Origin of the sequence: Thalassotalea loyana, assembly GCF_030161435.1 — a bacterium.
GTDB lineage: Bacteria > Pseudomonadota > Gammaproteobacteria > Enterobacterales > Alteromonadaceae > Thalassotalea_G > Thalassotalea_G loyana.
Genome location: NZ_BSSV01000003.1, coordinates 316,250 through 335,049, shown reverse-complemented (window position 1 = coordinate 335,049; position 18,800 = coordinate 316,250). Strand labels below are relative to the sequence as shown.

Here is an 18,800-nt window from a genome sequence, read left to right as displayed (position 1 = left end):
GGCACTGCGATTAATGAAATCCTTTATTAGTTAACAGCTTATCTCATAATTCCAATAATTTCTAATTTAGCTGGGGGCCTCAGCAGACGATTGTTTTGTTATTTTAAAGAGTAAAATCGCAGAGCACACAATGAGTATTGCGCCAAGGAGAATAGCCCAGACTGTGCCAATAATCGCGACAAAACTCCCCAAAATAGAAATCACCACATTTGACATTGAAAAGCCTGTAGATAATAAACCCATCAGCCTACCTTGTTGTTCATTTTGATGTAGCTCAGAAATATAAATAGGCAACAAGCCATTAAACAACGCTATGGCGATACCTATTAGTGCATAACCAAGCCAAACCGTACTATTTGAATACAAAGGATGGATGAATAGCATAATGGCTAAAAATAGTAACCCAATATAAATGCCACTAAGTAACCCAAAGCGCCTTTTAAATGGTGTTACGAGTAGGGCGCTTGTCGTTACCATAAACGCGGTTAGTAGCGCTGTAATTGAACCAATATTGGGTGGTGTAAAGCTAAATGTCTCAGCTAGCCAAAGTGGGTAAAAATCGTAAAAAGCATTTAGGCCCAGAGTGACTAACAGATAAACTGCAAAAAATCGTTTAATTGATGGATTTTTTAGTAATCCTAAAGAGTTCTGCTTAACAAGCAGTTCATACCAAGAAAGGGAGGTAGGCTCCTTTGACTTTGGCTCATGATTTAAAAATAAGAAAACGCAAAGGGTCGCCAAACCTAATGAACAAGCGGCAACATAAAAAGCGAGCTCCGTACCAAATGGTTGAAGAAAACCTCCCGCTAAAGGTCCAATAAGCCAACCAGCGTATGTTGTTGCATTAATTAAACTAAAAGAACGCGTTTTATCTAACACTTTGGATAAGTCTATCGCCACGGCTTTTGCGATACTGACATTTCCCTCACACAACCCCGTAATAAAACGAGTTAAAAAGAACAGTGGGTAGTTCTCAATCACGATGGCAAAAGCAGAGAACAAATAGCCAAACATCGCGAAAATTAGCGAGACCATTAATACCTTTTTACGACCATAAACATCAGATGCAGCGCCGATAATTGAGCTACCAATTAAGACCCCTAACGGGTAGATGGCGAGCAACATGCCTAGCAATAGCTTAGGGTGGATGCCACCAAAAGTGGTGAGCGGTGACACTTCATTAATAAAAAGTGGTGCTAAGATCGGGTACGGGAGAGCAATTCCAGCACAACTAAGCAAGACCACTAGCATCATGGTCATTAATGCTTTAACAGCTTGTTGTTTTTGCATTTTTTGAAGACTTGTCAGGTTTAATTACATGATAAGGTGGCAATTGTTAATGTAAAGCTAAAGTTCAGGCTCGAGACACCCAATTTGCTGCTATTATCTAAATGTAACTAATTGTATTAATAGGGTAACATCATGTAGTTACAGTTGTTATCGCAATGTTAAACGTATAATCTAACATCATCGATTAGGAAAGATTTTAAAGATTAACTTTAAGTTTGGATAAAGACATTTGCATTAGTGTAAACGATTTACCTACCCAGGAACGGGACATACATAACACGTAGGAGAATGAAAAATGCCTGATAATAAATCAGTGAAGAAAATTTTATTAGTTGAAGATGATCGTCAACTGTCAAATTTAATCACAGAGTTTTTAGAAAGTGAGGGTATGCATGTAAAGCAAGAGTTTAGAGGCGATACGGTTGCAAAACGTGTTGAGACTTTTACTCCAGACCTGATTATTCTCGACATTATGTTACCAGGTAAAGATGGTTTTGCTGTTTGCCGCGACTTAAGACCAACCTTTAATGGTCCTATTTTAATGCTAACGGCTAAAGGCACAGATTTTGACCAAGTTCTTGGTCTCGAAATTGGTGCGGATGATTACGTTATAAAACCTGTTGAACCGCGTGTACTTCTTGCTCGTGTTAACGCGTTGCTACGTCGTGGCCAATTACCTCAATCAAGCAATGAAGCTGCCGACTTAACGATTGGTGAACTATTTATCTCTCGTGGCTCTCGTCAGGTAACGTTGTCAGGTGAAAATATTGAGCTAACCAGTCAAGAATTCGACTTGTTATGGCTATTAGCTAGTCGAGCTGGTGAAGTCCAAAATCGCGACTACATATACAAAGCTGTTGTCGGACGTGAATATGATGGCATGGACCGCTCAGTCGACGTGCGTGTATCAAGGTTACGAAAAAAACTGCATGACAGTAATGAGACCCCATTCAGGATAAAGACAATCTGGGGACAAGGTTATTTATTTGTACCAGATGCTTGGTCATAAATCCTACTTGTTTAAAGAAAGGGGGATTGTCCCCCTTTTTTATTTGATTGATAAAGCTTTTTTACTATGAGACTTGGTCGCACTTTTTTCAGTTTATATCTTCTTATTGTTTTTTCATTGTTGTCTATTATTTGGTTTCTAGACCAAGCTTGGCACTTTTATCTAGAACAAGATGTTGACTCCTACGACGGCTACAAAATTGTTATGGCTGCAGCGGAGGAACGCTTGCTCTCTTTACCTGAGGAAGAGTGGGATGAGGAACTAAGCCGGTTAAACGAAAAATTTCAGATTCATTTGAGCACTCGCTTAATGCCAACGATTAAAAAGCTAACAAAAGATGATCAGGAAAGGCTAGCTCGCGGCAAAACATATATCTATTTGCAAGGTGATGACGTCATGTTGCATCACTTAATAGGCAAAACTGAGCAAGTCTTGATCTTGGGGCCGATGCAGATACCAACCCGACCGGAGCTTGCGACGTTTGGTCGGACGTTGATACTAGTTGTATTTGGGATTTTGATATTCTTTTGGCTGTGGCCCTTATCAAGAGATTTAGATTCTTTGGATAAAACTGCTCGTCTCATTGGTGAAAGTAATTTTGATGTTCAAGCACCTAAAGCGATGACAAGTACAATCAGCCCATTGACCAAGACGTTTAATATGATGGCGATTCGTTTAAAGAATTTGGCTAATGCACACAAAGAGCTCACAAATGCTGTGGCGCATGAGCTAAGAACGCCATTAGCAAGAAGTCGTTTTGCGCTGCAAATGCTTGCTGTAGCGAAGGATGAAGAGAAGCGCGCCAAATATATCGAGCAAATTGATAGTGATACTAAAGAGCTTGATGAGTTAATTAACGAGTTGCTAATGTACTCGACGTTAGAGTCTGATAGACCACAATTAAACTTTGCCGACTATAAAGCGATTGATATTGTTAAAAGTCATATTGCTAAATATGAGCAATATGATGGAAAAATAGAGATTAATAATCAAGTTGGCAACTTATATGTCGAATGCGATAAGCATTTTATTGATAGAGCGTTAGCGAATTATATTACTAACGCCATCAAATACGGAGATGACCTGATTGTCATCACATTAAGCCAGTCAGAAGACGACATTATTATTGATGTCGAAGACAATGGTAATGGTGTAGAAGATGACATCAAGTCTCAGGTGTTTGAAGCCTTTACTAGAGCCGATAAAAGTCGGAATAAAGACGAGGGTGGATTTGGTCTTGGTTTAGCTATCGTTGAGCGAATTATGGAGTGGCATCAAGGTAAAGTCGATGTCGCTGATGGACGCTTAGGTGGTGCTAAGTTCCGCTTAAAATTCCCTATCGTTCAATAATTGTTCAAGCCAATAATTATTGAAAAAAATACTTAAGTTTCCAATGTTTGGGTCGATATAGAGTTTACTTGTTAATCCTATCGGCCTGGTATTTTGGAAATCGACTCGCTATTAATCAATGAAACTCAATTAGGTTCACAGTTAAACCACTGTGTTCATGAGAAACGTCGTAGTGACTTTTCATTGATGTTGGCCATGCTAAGCCAAGATGTCAGAGACTTTAGTGAGTTTCAACGAGAAGAATTAGATAGTCTTGATAAAGATGCTGATAAAGAGCAATCGCAACTTCGTTCATTTTTTGATTTGCCTGAAGCACAACCGATGTCTCTAAATTCACTCGAGGATATCACTGGCTTTAATCAAGGCGGCGTTCTATTGGATGAAGGATTTGACGATATTCGTCTAGAACAATGTCTCAAACCTAATGCACTAGCGTTTCGTAACGACGCTAAGTTTATACCTACCGTAGTAAAATCTAACTTGTCACTTTGCCAACAAAAACGACTTGAGCATACCGCAGATAAAACTATTGCCGCTAAACCCACTAACAATATCGAGCATTGGATAAAAAATGTGAAGACATCAATGCTTAAATCAGATTCGATTTCACTCCACAGCATTGCTTAAGTTTCTTTAACGAGCCACAAGGGCATTTCTCATTTCGTTTAGGTTTTGGTAATGCATTGTGTTTCAATATATCACCATCAACATAACGCCACTCATTCGCTTCGATAGAAAACCGAGAGAGTTCTTGGATTTCAAATAATTGGCCAGCTTCTACATAGGTTGCTGTGAAAGTTACCGTGTCTTGGCTTGTTGCGTTTATTTCTAATTTTAGCCAAGTCGTAGCACGGGCCCACTCATCAAGCTCGTCAACCGATATACTTTGTCGTTTGCTTGAATGATAGGTATTAAAGATATAGAGAGCATTAGTTAACGCGTATGCACTATAACGAGAACGCATTAGTTGCTCAGGAGAGCGAGCGACTTGTTCTATTAAGTGGAGCGGCTTACAACAATTCTCATAGCTTTTTTGGCTTTGACATGGACATTGCATATATAGTGTCGGCTGAAAAAAGAATTAGCCGATACTATAAATGAATGATGTTCAATTTGGTATGGATTAATGCACTGTTGTTAGATTGTTTAGCACAATAAAATCGGTATTTGATTGAGCAGCTTGTTTGCTTAATTTATCAATTTGGCTTTGAGCAAATAGCTGTTTACACAGCACTACAGCGCTACAATTTCCTTTTTTCAGTGCTTTTTCGATACTTTCTGCGTGCACTTTTACTTTATTGCTGTGTACTTTAAGGATCTTTTTGGTATTGATATCGTTTTCTTGTGATAGAGATTTGAGCGCATTGTCCTCTGCGTCTATCATCATGATCCATTTATTTTGTTTTTTATGTGTACTGTAGATATTTGCAAGCGTTTGCGTTTGTTGATTAACCAATACGTTTTGTGTCTTAACTGTTGTTTGCATGTCCATCAAAATTCACCTGTATATTTACTGTATGAAATAACAGTACTGTAAATTTAAACAGTTTTCAACATTAAAAGTAAAAAAATACAACCTTGCTGTAAAAAAAGTACAGCAAGCTACTGCAAAACATGTAAACAATTAAAAACTAGAAGGGGGGTGGAGAGTTGTGTATGTACTATTTGGCTAATCAAGCCATTCTAGTTCATCAATAATTTGTCTGGCTTGGGCTAACGTGCAATTCGCTTTGGCCATTAGCTCATTAACGGTAATATTAGGATTGCGCTTAGCTAATGCCAGCAAGCTTTCATGGGTAGAGTATTCAATATGGCTTGAAAGTTTTTTTATTAGCCATTGCCAGCTGGCTTCGTCGCTTTGCGCGATATCATTGATTACAAGTTCGAGCTGGTCTGTTGTCCCTTTCAATTGCCAATTTCTTGAACGCCCAATTCTATTTAAGGTGCAACCGTGCTCTCTTATTAACGCTTTTAATGCATATGCTTTTAAAGACTTTCGTAGGAAAGACGGTAAGATTATTGAAATTTCAGCAGCCACGAAAAATGTTTAGTTAAAAGTAAAATATCATAATAACATCAAAAAAAAAGCCAGCAAATTGCTGGCTTTTATTTTTAACAAATTGATACTTACCACTTTTTCTTTGGTTGAAATAACATATCCAACTCGTCTTCTTCTTCTTTTGCTTTCTTCGCTCTATCTTCTGCATTTGCAGATTTCAGCTGGGAAGTTATTTCACTTAGTTTCTCTGCAAGTTCTGCCTTTTTCTGGCTTGCATATTCTGACTGGATAGGGTGATCCGTAAGCGTTTGCATTGCTTTTTCGTAATACTGACGAGCAGAACCTACCATTTCATTGTTATAAGTTTGGTTACCACGCTTAACTAGGCTTTCAATATTAATTTTCAACTGCATTGAATCTAAGCGTTTATCTTCTGCACTAAATACTTGTGGGTCCACCATACCTTTGTTCAATTCACTCTTGAGCGTGGCTCTGAGCTTTTTGATCAGTTGTAAAATGGCAATAATCTGTTTCTCGTTATCAGGTAAAATAAATTGTTCATCTTTTGAACCACCTGATTGAGCAGAGTCTTTGGCTGCATTAAAGCGTGCTTCAAGTTCATCTACTCGAGAAGCTGTAGCTTTTGATTCAGGAGAAAGGTTTTTCATTTCTCTAGCAGCGTTCAAGCTTCTTCGTTGCAAAATCAAATTAAGATTTGGTGAAGCAGGAATATTAGAGAGGTTAGCAAGTAGCTCTTCATTTTCGTCAACGATAGCTTTTTGCTTAGCAATTTTTGCCCGCTTTTCTTGTTCTTGTTTTTGTTTTTGTTGCTGAATGGCGTTAACAACCACTACGATTATTATCAGTATGAAGATTAAGCCAATGATAATAGCGACCATATTCCACTTCTCAGTTATGATTATATAAACACTTAGCAGTCTACAAAAAATGCTTCTATAAGCATAGCCCAAATATAGATTTTTTCATTGATGATAAATAGATAGCTTATTTATGGCCGATTTAGTCGCAATTTTCGTAGGTTGATTAAAATAAATTCAATTGCATGTAAAAATAATATGGAATATTAGAATGATTTTGTATATATTTTTGCTATAAGCAAAAAAATTAAGATGCGTTATGAAGCTCCAACAACTCCGTTACATTGTCGAAGTCCTAAATAATAATTTAAACGTTTCTGCTACGGCAGAGAGTTTATATACCTCACAGCCTGGAATTAGTAAGCAAGTGCGAATGCTTGAAGACGAGCTTGGTATTCAAATTTTCGGTCGTTCGGGCAAGCATTTAACGCATGTTACTCCTGCTGGTAATGAAGTGATTAATATTGCAACGGAAATTCTTTCAAAGGTTGAAGCGATCAAAGCCGTTGCTCGCGAGCATACTCAACCTGATGAAGGTAAATTACGTATCGCAACAACACATACTCAAGCACGTTATGCGTTGCCTGATATCATTCAGGGGTTTGTGAAGAAATTTCCAAAAGTCTCATTGCATATGTATCAAGGTACACCAGCACAAATTAGCGATGCTGCATCAAAAGGCGAAGCGGATTTTGCGATAGCGACAGAGTCAATGCACTTATACAACGACTTGATCATGTTGCCATGTTATCACTGGAACCGCAGTATCATTGTTCGCAAAGATCATCCTTTGGCAACTATGAAGAATATTACAATTCCTGATATTGCTCAGTATTCTTTAGTTACGTACGTGTTTGGCTTTACCGGGCGCTCTGAACTTGATACAGCTTTTAAGGAAGTAGGGTGTGAGCCTAAAATAGCATTTACTGCGACAGATGCTGATGTAATTAAAACCTATGTTCGTCTTGGCGTTGGTATTGGCGTAATAGCCACGATGGCATTAGATGATGAGCTAGATAGTGATCTTGTTAGAATAGATGCAAGTCACTTGTTCAAGGCGAGCACGACCAAAATAGGCTTTAGACGTGGAACTTTCCTGAGAAGCTATATGTTTGACTTTATCGAGCGATTTGCACCACACTTGAATCGCGATTTAGTGACTAAAGCCGTGTTATTAAAAAATAATGCTGAAATTGAAGAGATGTTCTCTGATATTGATTTACCGGTTCGATAGCAATAGAACTTACTAAAAAAGCCCTTACACGTGAGTGTAAGGGCTTTTTTTATGGCAATAATTTCCAATTAACATTCGATAATATTTACTGCAAGACCACCACGAGAAGTCTCTTTATATTTCGTTTTCATATCATTACCTGTATCCCACATTGTCTTAATGACTTTGTCTAAAGATACCTTTTGTGTGCCATTACCACGCAATGCTAATCGCGAGGCATTTATCGCTTTCACAGCACCCATAGCGTTTCGCTCAATACACGGAACTTGGACTAAACCACCTACCGGATCACATGTAAGGCCTAGGTTGTGTTCCATACCAATTTCGGCTGCATTTTCAACTTGTTGTGGGCTACCACCCATAATTTCTGTGAGTGCACCAGCAGCCATTGAGCAAGCGACACCTACTTCACCTTGGCAACCCACTTCAGCACCAGAGATAGATGCATTGGTTTTGTATAGAATACCAATGGCTGCGGCCGTTAATAGGTAACGAATACAGTCTTCGTCGTCCACAGGTTTAATAAATTTATTGTAGTAACACAAGACTGCAGGAATAATACCTGCTGCACCGTTGGTTGGTGCTGTCACAACACGACTACCAGCCGCATTCTCCTCGTTCACAGCGAGTGCAAATAAATTTACCCAGTCCATGGCTGTAAGTGGGTCATTAGAATTTTCTACAGATAGTGTTCGATGTAATGCAGGAGCTCGACGGGTTACTTTTAAACCGCCAGGTAAAATACCTTCTGTACGAATACCACGCTCAACAGATTCGTGCATAGCTTGCCAAATTTTTACAAGGTTTTTTCGAATTGTTGCTTCATCATTCAGGCATTTTTCATTATCCATCATCAATGTACTGATGCTAATGCCTTTAGTTGTCGCTTCGGTAATTAATTCGTCGGCAGTTGAGAATTTATGAGGTCGGTCAATGTTACTATGCAACGATAATGCTTTGTCTTTTTCTTTTTCAAATTCACTATCTTCAACGATAAATCCACCACCGATAGAATAAAACGTTTTTTCTAGCAAAAGTTCTTCATCGTTGTATGCGAAAATTGTCATTGCGTTTGCATGAGCGGGTAGCGTTTTTCGTCGATGATAAATAATGGCATCTCCCTTTGGAAATGCTACTTCATGCTCACCGTTTAAAAGGATTGTTTGCGACTTTTCTACGCTAGCTAAGGTCGTATCAATTTTTTCAACTGGTATCCCTTCAGGCGTTTCACCTGTAAGTCCTAAAATGACGGCTTTACCTGTACCATGGCCGATGCCCGTTTGACCTAAAGAACCAAAAAGCTCTGCTTTTACCCGGTCAACCTGAGTTAACTGGTTTGTGTTTAATAGTTCATCAACAAATAATTTTGCAGCGCGCATTGGTCCCACGGTATGAGAACTTGAAGGGCCGATGCCGATAGAAAACATATCAAATACACTAATCATGCTATAAACCTGAATTAATACTGTAATAAATGTAAATATTTTGAATTATCTTCGGTAATGGTAACTGAAAGTTAACTTAATGAACAATAAAAACTGCTCTTACATCTACATTAGTATAGCTGTGAGATGAAAAATGAGCTTATTGTTAGCCAAGCGAAGGCTGTTGGAAGTGTAGAGCAAAGTCTTTCAACATCGCTGCTGTTGCTCCCCAAATGTTATAGTCTTGGTAGGGAATGAAGGTAACTTTGTAGTCTTGGCCACGAAGTTGGGTTGCAACATGCAAATGATTATTGGTATCTAGGCAATGCTCCAAGGGTACAAAGAATACTTCGTCCACTTCGTTTGTATCAATGTTAAACGTTATTGGCTCATGCAAATAAGCGATGACGGGTAATACGTCGAAGCCTGAAATCGTTTGGTAGGGGTGCATGCACCCTAAAAGCTCAAGCTGCTCTCTTTTGATACCTACTTCCTCTTCAAATTCTCTTACTGCAGTAACCTTAAGGTTGTCGTCATGAGCTTCTGCCTTGCCTCCGGGAAAACTGATTTGGCCCGCGTGGTGCTTTAAATGCTTTGCTCGTTTTGTCAGGAGTATTTCAAGTTGGTTATTTCGCTCGGTAATTGCAATTAACACAGCGGCTTGACGGGTAGGTCTGTCAGATACGAGAGAATAACGAAACTGATGACTTGATTCAGCTAAAGGAGATAGTTTGAATAAGTTAAGAAATTCCGATTTATTCATTTTATTTCCTTGTCGTTACTTTTCGTCAGTTAAGCTCACCGAGTACCGGTAAAATTTTATTCACTTTGTCAAAAGTTTCTTGGTACTCTTCGTCACAAGCAGAATCAGCAACAATTCCGCCGCCAGCGTTACAGATGATTCTTCCGTTTAGGCATGTGAGTGTTCGAATTGTAATACTGGTGTCCATGTTGCCACAGGCAGAAATGTATCCAATAGAACCACAATATATATTTCTCCTATGTGGTTCAAGCTCTTCGATAATTTCCATCGCGCGAATTTTGGGAGCGCCAGTTATTGACCCTCCAGGGAAGGCTCCTCGTATCAAATCTATTGCAGACTTATCTTCTGCAAGTTCGCCTTCAATAGTACTCACTAAGTGATGTACCGCTGGAAAACTTTCAATATCGAATAGTTTAGGCACTTTAACACTGCCGGGCTTACATGCCCTTGAAATATCGTTTCTCAACAGGTCAACAATCATTAGATTTTCGGCTTTATCTTTGTTTGCTAAAGACAATGACTGTTTGTTTTTTTCGTCTTGCGTCGGATCATTGCTACGTGGACGTGTGCCTTTTATCGGCTTAGTTTGTACTTTATTTTGTTTGATCTGGATGAATCGCTCAGGGGAAATACTAAGCACCTTAATATCATCAATATTGAGATACGCTGAAAATGGCGCATTGTTGTGTTTTCTGAGCTTTAAATAGGCATCAAATTCATCGCCTTGATATTGCGCTTCAAAGCGTTGTGTTAGGTTAATTTGATAACAATCACCTGATCGCAAATATTGTTGGATCTTTTCAAACTTCTCTCGGTATTGCGCTTGTGTCATATTCGACTGCCACGCTGAGCTTAACGCAAATTTATTGGTATTTTCTTGGTATGGTACAGATGCATTTTTAGTTAACGCATTAATCAATTCTTCTCGTTTATCGTCGAGACAAAACAGGTAAACCGTATCGGTTATTTTATCGATTATGATTGCCGTGTCATAAATACCAACCGCCATATCATATACGGCTAGGTCGTTTGATGCCTGTGATGGCAAAGTTTCAAAAGCTCGACCTAAATCATAACTAAAATAACCCACAGCGCCGCCATTAAATGGCAAACCTGACGGTGAAATGTTTGTCGCCTCGAAACACTCAGCTATTTTTTGCTCAATAGCTACAAGTGGATCTAAACTGCTAAACAAATCCCATATGTCATCCTTGCAGACAAACGTTTGATGATTTGTCGTTTTTATTTTGCACAACGGCTGCCAAACAAAAATATCGTACTGATTATCGATATGTTGACTATTACATGAGTCTAACCACATTGCCCACGGCTCTTTAACAAGCTGACTAATAGCATTTAACGCTTGATTTACGGAAAAGTTTGTCAAAGGTTTGGCTTCATAGCCATACTGAAGATTGTTTGATTGCAACGTTAACTCAATGTTTTTATCAAATTGTATCGATAACCCTCGCTAAACCGCTAGCGAGTCGCTTTTAAGCAAGGTATCATATCGGCAAAATTATAACTTTCAACTAAAGTTTACTTCGCTGTGATGCTGATGTTGAAGAAACCAAAAAAAGAGAGACTCATGACAATTATAAAGCAAGAAGATTTTATTGAGAGTATTGCTGACTCATTGCAATACATCTCGTACTACCATCCAATTGACTTCGTTCAAGCATTAGAAAAAACCTACCACAAAGAGCAAAGCACAGCGGCAAAAGATGCCATCGCTCAAATTTTGATTAACTCAAGAATGTCGGCTCACGGTAAGCGCCCAATCTGTCAAGATACTGGTATTGTGACTTGTTTTGTCAAAGTTGGTATGGATGTTAAGTGGGATAAAACTGACATGACAGTTCAGCAAATGGTTGATGAAGGCACACGTCGTGCGTACATGAACCCTGACAACCCGCTTCGTGCTTCAATTGTTGCTGATCCGGCAGGCGCTCGTAAAAACACAAAAGACAACACTCCGTCAGTCGTTCATTTAGATATGGTTGCAGGCCATCACGTTGAAGTGATGATCGCTGCAAAAGGTGGCGGAAGTGAGAATAAAACTAAGATGGTGATGTTAAACCCTTCTGACTCAGTTGCTGACTGGGTTGTTGAAACATTACCTAAAATGGGTGCTGGTTGGTGTCCACCAGGTATGTTGGGTATAGGTATTGGCGGTACAGCGGAAAAAGCGGGTGTACTTGCTAAAGAAAGCTTAATGGATCCTGTTGATATTCAGGAGTTAATCGAGCGTGGTCCACAAAACGCAGAAGAAGAGTTGCGTCTAGAGATATACGAACGTGTGAATAAATTAGGTATTGGTGCACAAGGCCTAGGTGGTTTAACAACGGTTGTTGATGTAAAAATTAACTCAGCACCGACACACGCTGCGTCTAAGCCTGTTGTGATGATCCCTAACTGTGCGGCAACACGCCATGTGCATTTTCACCTAGATGGCTCAGGCCCAGCTGACTTAACTCCTCCTAAGCTAGAAGAGTGGCCAGAAATTACCTGGGAAGTTGGTGAAAACGTGCGCCGTGTTAATGTCGATGAATTAAAGAAGGCTGACGTTAGCGATTGGAAAACCGGTGAAACGGTATTACTTTCAGGTAAAATCCTAACAGGACGCGATGCCGCTCATAAACGCATTCAAGATATGGTAAATAAGGGAGAAGAACTTCCTGTTGATTTTACCGATAAGTTTATTTACTACGTAGGTCCAGTTGACGCTATTGGCGATGAAGCGGTAGGTCCAGCAGGCCCAACGACGGCGACACGTATGGATAAGTTTACTGACATGATGCTTTCACAAACAGGTTTACTGGGGACTATTGGTAAAGCTGAGCGTGGAGCAGCTACCTGTGAGTCAATCAAGAACAATAAATCAGTATACTTAATGGCAGTTGGTGGCGCAGCTTACTTAGTGTCTAAAGCAATTAAGAAAGCTAAGGTTGTAGCGTTTGAAGACCTTGGTATGGAAGCAATCTACGAGTTTGAAGTAGAAGATATGCCAGTTACCGTTGCTGTAGATAGCACGGGCGAGTCTGCTCATGTTACTGGTCCGGCAATCTGGCAAGCCAAGATTGAAAATTTGGATGAAGCTTTAAGTTAAGAAAAATCTGTGTTAGAAAAGCGCTCTCATGAGCGCTTTTTTTATTTGTAATGAAGAAAATTTCATCTATTTTAAAAAAAGGTGCTAAGGTGTTGAAATAATAACAAGCTTTTAGGGATGTGAAATGCTATTTGCTGGGTTGCCATCGCTGCCAAATATGCATGCTTTGTTTGTACTATTGTTAACGCTAGGTGCGCTATATCTATTTAAGCGTGACGACATTGCATTAGAAACTTCATCATTAGCGGTGATTGCGGTTTTGACCGTATTTTTTGCGCTCTTTCCTTTCCAGTATCAAGGCGAAACGTTAGATCCAGTATACTTTTTTCATGGCTTTGGGCATGAGGCACTTGTCACGGTATGTGCCTTGATGATTATCGGACAGGCCATTGTTTTAACAGGAGCCCTAGAGCCTATTGGACGAAACTTGTCACGGATGTGGAAAGTCAGTCCTTCATTTTCATTATTGAGTACCTTAATTATTGCGGGGGCATTAAGTGCATTTGTCAATAATACCCCTATTGTCGTTCTACTTTTACCTATATTAATAAGCGTTGCGATTCGAACGCAATCCAATGTCAGTGGCATGTTAATGCCAATGGGATTTGCCACGCTAGTTGGTGGCATGTTTACAACGATTGGTACATCAACAAACCTACTGGTAGTCAGTGTTGCTGCCGATCTGGGGATGGAACGTTTTGGGATGTTTGACTTTGCACCGATCGCGTTTGGTGCTGCTGTCGTTGCGTTATTGTATTTATGGCTAATTGCGCCAAGAATTTTACCCGAACGTGAAGCATCTTTGCCAGATACCTCTCCGCGGTTATTTAGCGCTTACCTGCATGTAGGCGAAAACTGTCCTTTAATCGGTGAAAAGGTATCAAAAGCGATAAAACTAACGGATGGCATGATTCGAATTGAAAGTATTCAACGTGGTAAGGATTTTCACAAGTTACTGCCTTTGCCAGACACCATTATCAAAGTTAATGATCGTATTCATGTCAAAGATTATCCAGACCGATTGAAAGAATACGAAAGCGTATTAAAAGCTACGTTGCACTCAGGGAAACATAAAATAGATGCTGAACACCCATTAGAGGCTGGTAACCAAGTGCTCGCTGAGGTCGTCATTATTCTTGGGTCTGGGCTGATAGGCAAAACACTAAAAAGCGCGAATTTTAGCTCAGAGTACGGGATTAGCGCTGTCGCGTTACATCGTGAAGGCAAGCCGATGGATATCGAGCGACAAAGCATCGGTAGTATTCCATTGCGAGTAGGGGATATTTTGTTAGTCCAAGGCGATGCCGATCAAATCGAAGAATTGAAATCTCAACAAGGTATTCTGGTTGTTGACGGTGCGGCGAAGGTTGTCCAGACTAAAAAAGCACCTGTTGCCTTAGGCGTGTTATTTGGCGTGGTCTTATTGCCGGTATTCGATGTATTGCCTATCGTCATTAGCGCTATGTGCGGCGTATTCGTTTTACTTGCTTCCCGATGCTTGAATTGGCAGGAAGTAGCATCAGCTTTAAGTACTCAAGTGATTTTGATTGTAGCGGCCTCATTGGCTCTTGGCGCTGCAATGGTCAGTACTGGAGCCGCTCAGTACTTAGCGGAGATTTTTGTTGCTCTATCCTCTTCGCTACCCGTAGGGGGAGTTCTGGCTGCACTCATGCTATTACTCGCTATCTTAACAAATATTGTCTCTAACAATGCTGCGGCAGTAATAGGGACGCCGATTGCTATGTCAGTAGCACAACAACTTGGTGCTCCTCCAGAGCCATTTGTCCTAGCTGTTCTCTTTGGAGCAAACTTAAGCTATGCGACCCCCATGGCATACAAAACTAATTTATTAGTGATGAATGCTGGTGGTTACCAGTTTTCGGATTTTGTTAAGGTGGGGGTCCCGCTAATCGCCTTAATGTGGATCACTTTGTCAATCACGTTAAACATTGTTTATTTTTAATGCGCTTGGCATGTCTCAAAGGGTTTGGCTTTTTACTTAGCTGACGTTTATCGCTACTATAGCGAAAAAAGTGTTTGTTAAGGTTGTTATGCTCTCTCAAATTGAATCGTGGAATATTGAATTAGCCATCGGTGTTATTGGCGCTCTCATTGGCCTTATTCTATTGATTGTCGTTATCATACAAAAAAAGCGTATTGAGGGGTTAGCAAATCAACAACTTTTAATAAATGAGCAACTTTCACAAACTTTACCCTTGCTTCAAAAGCTGCCCGTTGAAGTAAAAATGGCCACTGAGCAACAACTTGTCGACTTGAGAATGAAGCTGATGCGTCAGCAGGCGGAATTCCATCAGCAATCTTCTGACCAACAGCTAAAATCGTTTGATACATTGCATCAAACGCTTGCTCGCCATGCAAAAGAAAACCGTGAAGAGTTAGCCAATACGCTAGCCAAGAATATTAGTTCACTGACAGACTCCACAGACAAACGGTTGCAAAGTATCAGTGAGCAAGTTGAAAAGCGCCTATCTGATGGTTTTGAAAAAACAACGAAAACATTCAATGATATTTTAAAGCGTTTAGCTTTAATTGATGATGCTCAACAAAAAATAACTGAATTATCGAGCAATGTAGTGAGTCTTCAGGAGGTTTTAGCTGACAAGCGCTCAAGGGGGGCGTTCGGAGAGGTACAATTAAACGGATTAATTCGTAACGTTTTACCTGAAACCCATTTTTCGATTCAACATACGTTATCAAATGGTAAAGTAGCAGACTGCGTGTTGTTCTTACCTGAACCTACAGGCAATGTTGTTGTTGATGCAAAATTTCCGCTTGAGAGTTACCGAAGGTTCACAGATATTTCGTTGCCAGATAGTGAGAGAAAAGCTGCACAACGCCAATTTAAGCAGGATATTAAAAAGCATATCAATGACATATCAGAAAAGTATCTGATAGAGCGAGAAACGGCTCAAGGAGCGGTAATGTTTATTCCTGCGGAAGCTGTCTTTGCCGAAATTCATGCGCATCATAGCGATTTGGTAGAGATAGCAAACCAAAAGCGTGTTTGGCTTGCCTCACCGACGACGCTAATGGCGATACTCACGACAGCAAGAGCGGTAATTAAGGATGAGGCGACTAAAGAGCAAGTGCATATCATTCAAGCGCATTTAAGCCACTTGTCAGTTGATTTTTCTCGTTTTAGGACGCGGTTTGACAACCTCGCAAAACATATTGATCAGGCCGCAAACGATGTTAAACAAATTAACACTTCTGCAAACAAAATAGCTAACCGGTTTGAAAAAATTGAACAGGTTGATACCAGCTTGGACAACAAAAACTCACCGAACCTAGAGCAAACCTTATCGAGCTAATGCTATTTTATGCACTTAATTTAGTGTAAAGAGCGATTCGGTTTCTTCCTCTATTTTTTGCGTCGTATAAAGCATGATCGGCAGAAACAAGTAGGTCTTTCAAACTTTGATTCTCTTTATCTTTGCTTGCTAGCCCCATACTCGTCGTACAGTGCAATGTTTTGTCATTATCAACAGTAATTGTATGCTGTTCGATGAGTATGCGTAATCGCTCCAGTAAACTATTGGCTTCGTTTGCCGTTGTATCCGGCAGCAGAATAACGAATTCTTCACCGCCGATTCGTGCAAAAAAGTCTTGCTCACGAATATTTGCGTTAATGAGATTAGCGACTTCAATCAAGCAAGTATCACCGGCTTGGTGACCAAAGCTATCATTGATCTTTTTGAAGTAATCTAAATCAAGTAATGCGAGACAAAGAGGGCGTTGTTCAACGTTACTTAAATTGAATATCTGGTCACCTTTTTCAAAAAAGAAGTGGCGATTCGCAACACCCGTCAACGCATCATACTTTGCTTGCATGGTCAGCTTTAATTGATTCTTTTCTATTTGGTTTGAAAAGAGGGTTAATACGATGATCACTTCAATCATATTGATAAAGACGACCGTTTGATAAAGTAAGTGATTTTCATCATCCGTTAACTCAATTAACGGCGTCATATTCATACTGTTTTCACAATAGAAAAATAGTATTGTGGCAATTAGGCTTAAGATGACTTTCGCTTTAACTTCATGAATCTCGAACAGTAAAAAGGCGCCTGTCGGGACTAAAAAGAAATACAAATGGAAGCCACTATCCTTAGTGACATATACATTGGTACATACGATTAAATGGAGCATTAAAACACCAAAAAACCATACTTTTGCTTTGGTGAATTGATGAAAGTAACTAAAGCATAATGTTAGTAAATAAGCGACGGTGAATGCTGCGTTTATTGCAGCCACCAGCGGGTTCTTGATGATAAAAAGATAGTTGACCGTATAGAGCAACGATACTGCAAAGGTAAACAATGATATTAAGTTAATCATTTGTGCTCTGCTAGTGACGGAAAAAGGTTGGTTCTGTGTGCCTAAATTTACTACTTGTCTTATAGACATTATCTTGCCTGTGTTATCATATTCGCGAAAGGGCTGTGAATTGATGACATATTAACAAATAAAGAAAAGCCTTGAACCATATTTTAGTTAAATTTTGCATTTTTGGGGAAGTTAGTGACAAAGTTCGTCGGGTTAAAGACCAGTTTGGTGAGTATTTGTTTACTGTTAATTACCTTAGTAGCGGTAAGCCAAGTACCTGTTATTACTACATTACTCAGTACAATTAGTGTAAACCAACTTGGCTTATTGATGGTAGTGAGTTTCTTATTTGCTAGTCAGTTTAATAATTCGCGTTTTGCTCTTCTAATTTTACTATTTGCGGTGTTGATTGCTATTGAGCTTGATAAAGCCGTTATTGTTAAGTCAGTACCTCTAACTGCTGAAATTATCAATTTAGCGGTAATTTTCTTTTTTGGTGGTCTAGCGTTTTTTAAAGATAGAAACTTGCTATCTGTCCACTTGCTTGCTCGCCTTGCGTTGTTTTTTGTCGCCTACATGATGTCGCTTGCTTGGCTTGAAATCCTCGAATATCTGGCTCAATATGCTGTTGATATTCCTTTCTACTCGTTGTTTTCTAGCTATTTAGCAATAGAACTGCCTTTGCTTGTCGTTATTTGCTTGTACATTGTACAGTGCCTAAGAACGACACACTTATTTTATCCTGCTGCGTTAGCAAGTGTCGTCCTATGGTACCTGACACAGTCACAACTTACTGGGATAAACTGGCAGATATCGCTGACCATACTTATTTGCTATTACCTGCTTAGCGTTGTTGCAAGTTCTTATTTCTTAGCGTATCGAGATGAGCTCACAGGTTTACCTTCGAGAAGAGCATTGAACCAGCTTGCGCTTTCTCTAGGGCGTAATTACAGCGTCGCGATGATGGACGTAGACCATTTTAAAAAGTTTAATGATACCTATGGTCATGATATTGGTGACCAAGTTTTGAAACTTGTAGCCGCTAAGTTGAAGCAGGTAAGGGCTGGAGGAAAAGTATTTCGATATGGTGGAGAGGAGTTCACTGTTGTTTTTCCAAGAAAAAACGCGGAGCAAGTTTTCAACGAACTAGACAAGTTAAGACAAGAAATTGCCGATTATAAAATGGTGATTAGACAAGGTGTGCGTAAAACTAAAAAAGATAGAAACCCAAAGAAAAAACAGGCAACACAAGAGAAAACTGTAAGTGTGACGATATCTATTGGTGTTTCACAACGACATTCTGGCCAGTCTTTTGAAATGGTGTTGAAAAGCGCTGACGAACTGCTTTATAAAGCTAAAAAACGTGGTCGAAACAATGTAACCAAGTAATAAAAAAG

17 protein-coding genes are annotated in these 18,800 nt (G+C 39.6%); 8 read left to right on the top strand and 9 right to left on the bottom strand.

Annotated elements, in window-relative coordinates; translation table 11 throughout:
• Window positions 1–66 precede the first annotated feature (66 nt).
• Entirely contained in the window at window positions 67–1,290 is a 1,224-nt protein-coding gene (locus QQK05_RS09220) for an MFS transporter (protein WP_284297839.1), read from the bottom strand.
• 313 nt (window positions 1,291–1,603) lie between these two features.
• Between QQK05_RS09220 and QQK05_RS09215 the strand changes: the two genes are divergently transcribed.
• The 3 genes from QQK05_RS09215 to QQK05_RS09205 all read left to right on the top strand — a co-directional run bounded on the left by QQK05_RS09215 (window position 1,604) and on the right by QQK05_RS09205 (window position 4,276).
• A complete protein-coding gene (locus QQK05_RS09215) occupies window positions 1,604–2,299 on the top strand; it encodes a response regulator (protein WP_284298077.1) in 696 nt (231 codons plus the stop codon).
• Window positions 2,300–2,416: 117 nt separating this feature from the next.
• On the top strand, window positions 2,417–3,649 hold the full coding sequence (locus QQK05_RS09210) for an ATP-binding protein (RefSeq protein ID WP_284297837.1): 1,233 nt from the start codon (window positions 2,417–2,419) through the stop codon (window positions 3,647–3,649).
• 93 nt (window positions 3,650–3,742) lie between these two features.
• Window positions 3,743–4,276, top strand: a complete 534-nt coding sequence (locus QQK05_RS09205) for a VC2046/SO_2500 family protein (RefSeq protein ID WP_284297835.1) — start codon at window positions 3,743–3,745, stop codon at window positions 4,274–4,276.
• Here the strand turns inward: QQK05_RS09205 and QQK05_RS09200 are convergent.
• The 4 genes from QQK05_RS09200 to QQK05_RS09185 all read right to left on the bottom strand — a co-directional run bounded on the left by QQK05_RS09200 (window position 4,239) and on the right by QQK05_RS09185 (window position 6,547).
• Complete coding sequence (locus tag QQK05_RS09200) at window positions 4,239–4,706, bottom strand: YchJ family protein (RefSeq protein ID WP_284297833.1); 468 nt, start codon at window positions 4,704–4,706, stop codon at window positions 4,239–4,241. The genes QQK05_RS09205 and QQK05_RS09200 overlap by 38 nt on opposite strands.
• Window positions 4,707–4,772: 66 nt before the next feature.
• Complete coding sequence (locus QQK05_RS09195) at window positions 4,773–5,141, bottom strand: SulA-like leucine-rich domain-containing protein (protein WP_284297831.1); 369 nt, start codon at window positions 5,139–5,141, stop codon at window positions 4,773–4,775.
• 177 nt (window positions 5,142–5,318) lie between these two features.
• The gene (locus tag QQK05_RS09190; protein WP_284297829.1) at window positions 5,319–5,687 is read right to left on the bottom strand and encodes a ribosome recycling factor family protein; all 369 of its coding nucleotides are present in this window, start codon (window positions 5,685–5,687) and stop codon (window positions 5,319–5,321) included.
• Between the two features lie 89 nt (window positions 5,688–5,776).
• Window positions 5,777–6,547 (bottom strand): hypothetical protein, encoded by a 771-nt coding sequence (locus QQK05_RS09185; protein WP_284297827.1) that lies wholly within the window; start codon window positions 6,545–6,547, stop codon window positions 5,777–5,779.
• A 238-nt stretch (window positions 6,548–6,785) separates the two neighbouring features.
• Here QQK05_RS09185 and cysB point away from each other — a divergent pair, with 238 nt between their 5' ends.
• Window positions 6,786–7,760, top strand: coding sequence for an HTH-type transcriptional regulator CysB (cysB, locus tag QQK05_RS09180; RefSeq protein WP_284297825.1), 975 nt, complete (start codon window positions 6,786–6,788; stop codon window positions 7,758–7,760).
• A gap of 68 nt (window positions 7,761–7,828) precedes the next feature.
• Here cysB and QQK05_RS09175 read toward each other — a convergent pair whose 3' ends face one another.
• The 3 genes from QQK05_RS09175 to pabB all read right to left on the bottom strand — a co-directional run bounded on the left by QQK05_RS09175 (window position 7,829) and on the right by pabB (window position 11,376).
• Window positions 7,829–9,205: an L-serine ammonia-lyase gene (locus QQK05_RS09175; RefSeq protein ID WP_284297823.1), complete on the bottom strand. Its 1,377-nt coding sequence runs from the start codon at window positions 9,203–9,205 to the stop codon at window positions 7,829–7,831.
• Between the two features lie 145 nt (window positions 9,206–9,350).
• A complete protein-coding gene (locus QQK05_RS09170) occupies window positions 9,351–9,947 on the bottom strand; it encodes a CoA pyrophosphatase (RefSeq protein ID WP_284297821.1) in 597 nt (198 codons plus the stop codon).
• A gap of 25 nt (window positions 9,948–9,972) precedes the next feature.
• Window positions 9,973–11,376, bottom strand: coding sequence for an aminodeoxychorismate synthase component I (pabB, locus tag QQK05_RS09165; RefSeq protein WP_284297819.1), 1,404 nt, complete (start codon window positions 11,374–11,376; stop codon window positions 9,973–9,975).
• A 159-nt stretch (window positions 11,377–11,535) separates the two neighbouring features.
• Between pabB and QQK05_RS09160 the strand changes: the two genes are divergently transcribed.
• The 3 genes from QQK05_RS09160 to QQK05_RS09150 all read left to right on the top strand — a co-directional run bounded on the left by QQK05_RS09160 (window position 11,536) and on the right by QQK05_RS09150 (window position 16,388).
• Window positions 11,536–13,056, top strand: coding sequence for a fumarate hydratase (locus tag QQK05_RS09160; protein WP_284297817.1), 1,521 nt, complete (start codon window positions 11,536–11,538; stop codon window positions 13,054–13,056).
• Between the two features lie 124 nt (window positions 13,057–13,180).
• Complete coding sequence (locus QQK05_RS09155) at window positions 13,181–15,019, top strand: SLC13 family permease (RefSeq protein ID WP_284297815.1); 1,839 nt, start codon at window positions 13,181–13,183, stop codon at window positions 15,017–15,019.
• Between the two features lie 88 nt (window positions 15,020–15,107).
• Window positions 15,108–16,388 carry a DNA recombination protein RmuC gene (locus QQK05_RS09150; RefSeq protein ID WP_284297813.1) on the top strand — a complete coding sequence of 427 codons (1,281 nt, stop codon included), beginning with the start codon at window positions 15,108–15,110 and terminating at the stop codon, window positions 16,386–16,388.
• 7 nt (window positions 16,389–16,395) lie between these two features.
• On the opposite strand, the gene QQK05_RS09145 is transcribed toward QQK05_RS09150, so the two are convergent.
• Complete coding sequence (locus QQK05_RS09145) at window positions 16,396–17,484, bottom strand: GGDEF domain-containing protein (protein WP_284297810.1); 1,089 nt, start codon at window positions 17,482–17,484, stop codon at window positions 16,396–16,398.
• A gap of 114 nt (window positions 17,485–17,598) precedes the next feature.
• Between QQK05_RS09145 and QQK05_RS09140 the strand changes: the two genes are divergently transcribed.
• Complete coding sequence (locus tag QQK05_RS09140; protein WP_284297808.1) at window positions 17,599–18,792, top strand: GGDEF domain-containing protein; 1,194 nt, start codon at window positions 17,599–17,601, stop codon at window positions 18,790–18,792.
• Window positions 18,793–18,800 lie beyond the last annotated feature (8 nt).

What these genes read in the sequence shown, in the direction of transcription:
- QQK05_RS09220 (WP_284297839.1), bottom strand. Translation starts at nt 1,290, where the DNA reads ATGCAAAAACAACAAGCTGTTAAAGCATTAATGACCATGATGCTAGTG.
- QQK05_RS09200 (WP_284297833.1), bottom strand. Translation starts at nt 4,706, where the DNA reads ATGCAATGTCCATGTCAAAGCCAAAAAAGCTATGAGAATTGTTGTAAG.
- QQK05_RS09195 (WP_284297831.1), bottom strand. Translation starts at nt 5,141, where the DNA reads ATGGACATGCAAACAACAGTTAAGACACAAAACGTATTGGTTAATCAA.
- QQK05_RS09185 (WP_284297827.1), bottom strand. Translation starts at nt 6,547, where the DNA reads ATGGTCGCTATTATCATTGGCTTAATCTTCATACTGATAATAATCGTA.
- cysB (WP_284297825.1), top strand. Translation starts at nt 6,786, where the DNA reads ATGAAGCTCCAACAACTCCGTTACATTGTCGAAGTCCTAAATAATAAT.
- QQK05_RS09175 (WP_284297823.1), bottom strand. Translation starts at nt 9,205, where the DNA reads ATGATTAGTGTATTTGATATGTTTTCTATCGGCATCGGCCCTTCAAGT.
- QQK05_RS09170 (WP_284297821.1), bottom strand. Translation starts at nt 9,947, where the DNA reads ATGAATAAATCGGAATTTCTTAACTTATTCAAACTATCTCCTTTAGCT.
- QQK05_RS09160 (WP_284297817.1), top strand. Translation starts at nt 11,536, where the DNA reads ATGACAATTATAAAGCAAGAAGATTTTATTGAGAGTATTGCTGACTCA.
- QQK05_RS09155 (WP_284297815.1), top strand. Translation starts at nt 13,181, where the DNA reads ATGCTATTTGCTGGGTTGCCATCGCTGCCAAATATGCATGCTTTGTTT.
- QQK05_RS09150 (WP_284297813.1), top strand. Translation starts at nt 15,108, where the DNA reads ATGCTCTCTCAAATTGAATCGTGGAATATTGAATTAGCCATCGGTGTT.
- QQK05_RS09145 (WP_284297810.1), bottom strand. Translation starts at nt 17,484, where the DNA reads ATGTCTATAAGACAAGTAGTAAATTTAGGCACACAGAACCAACCTTTT.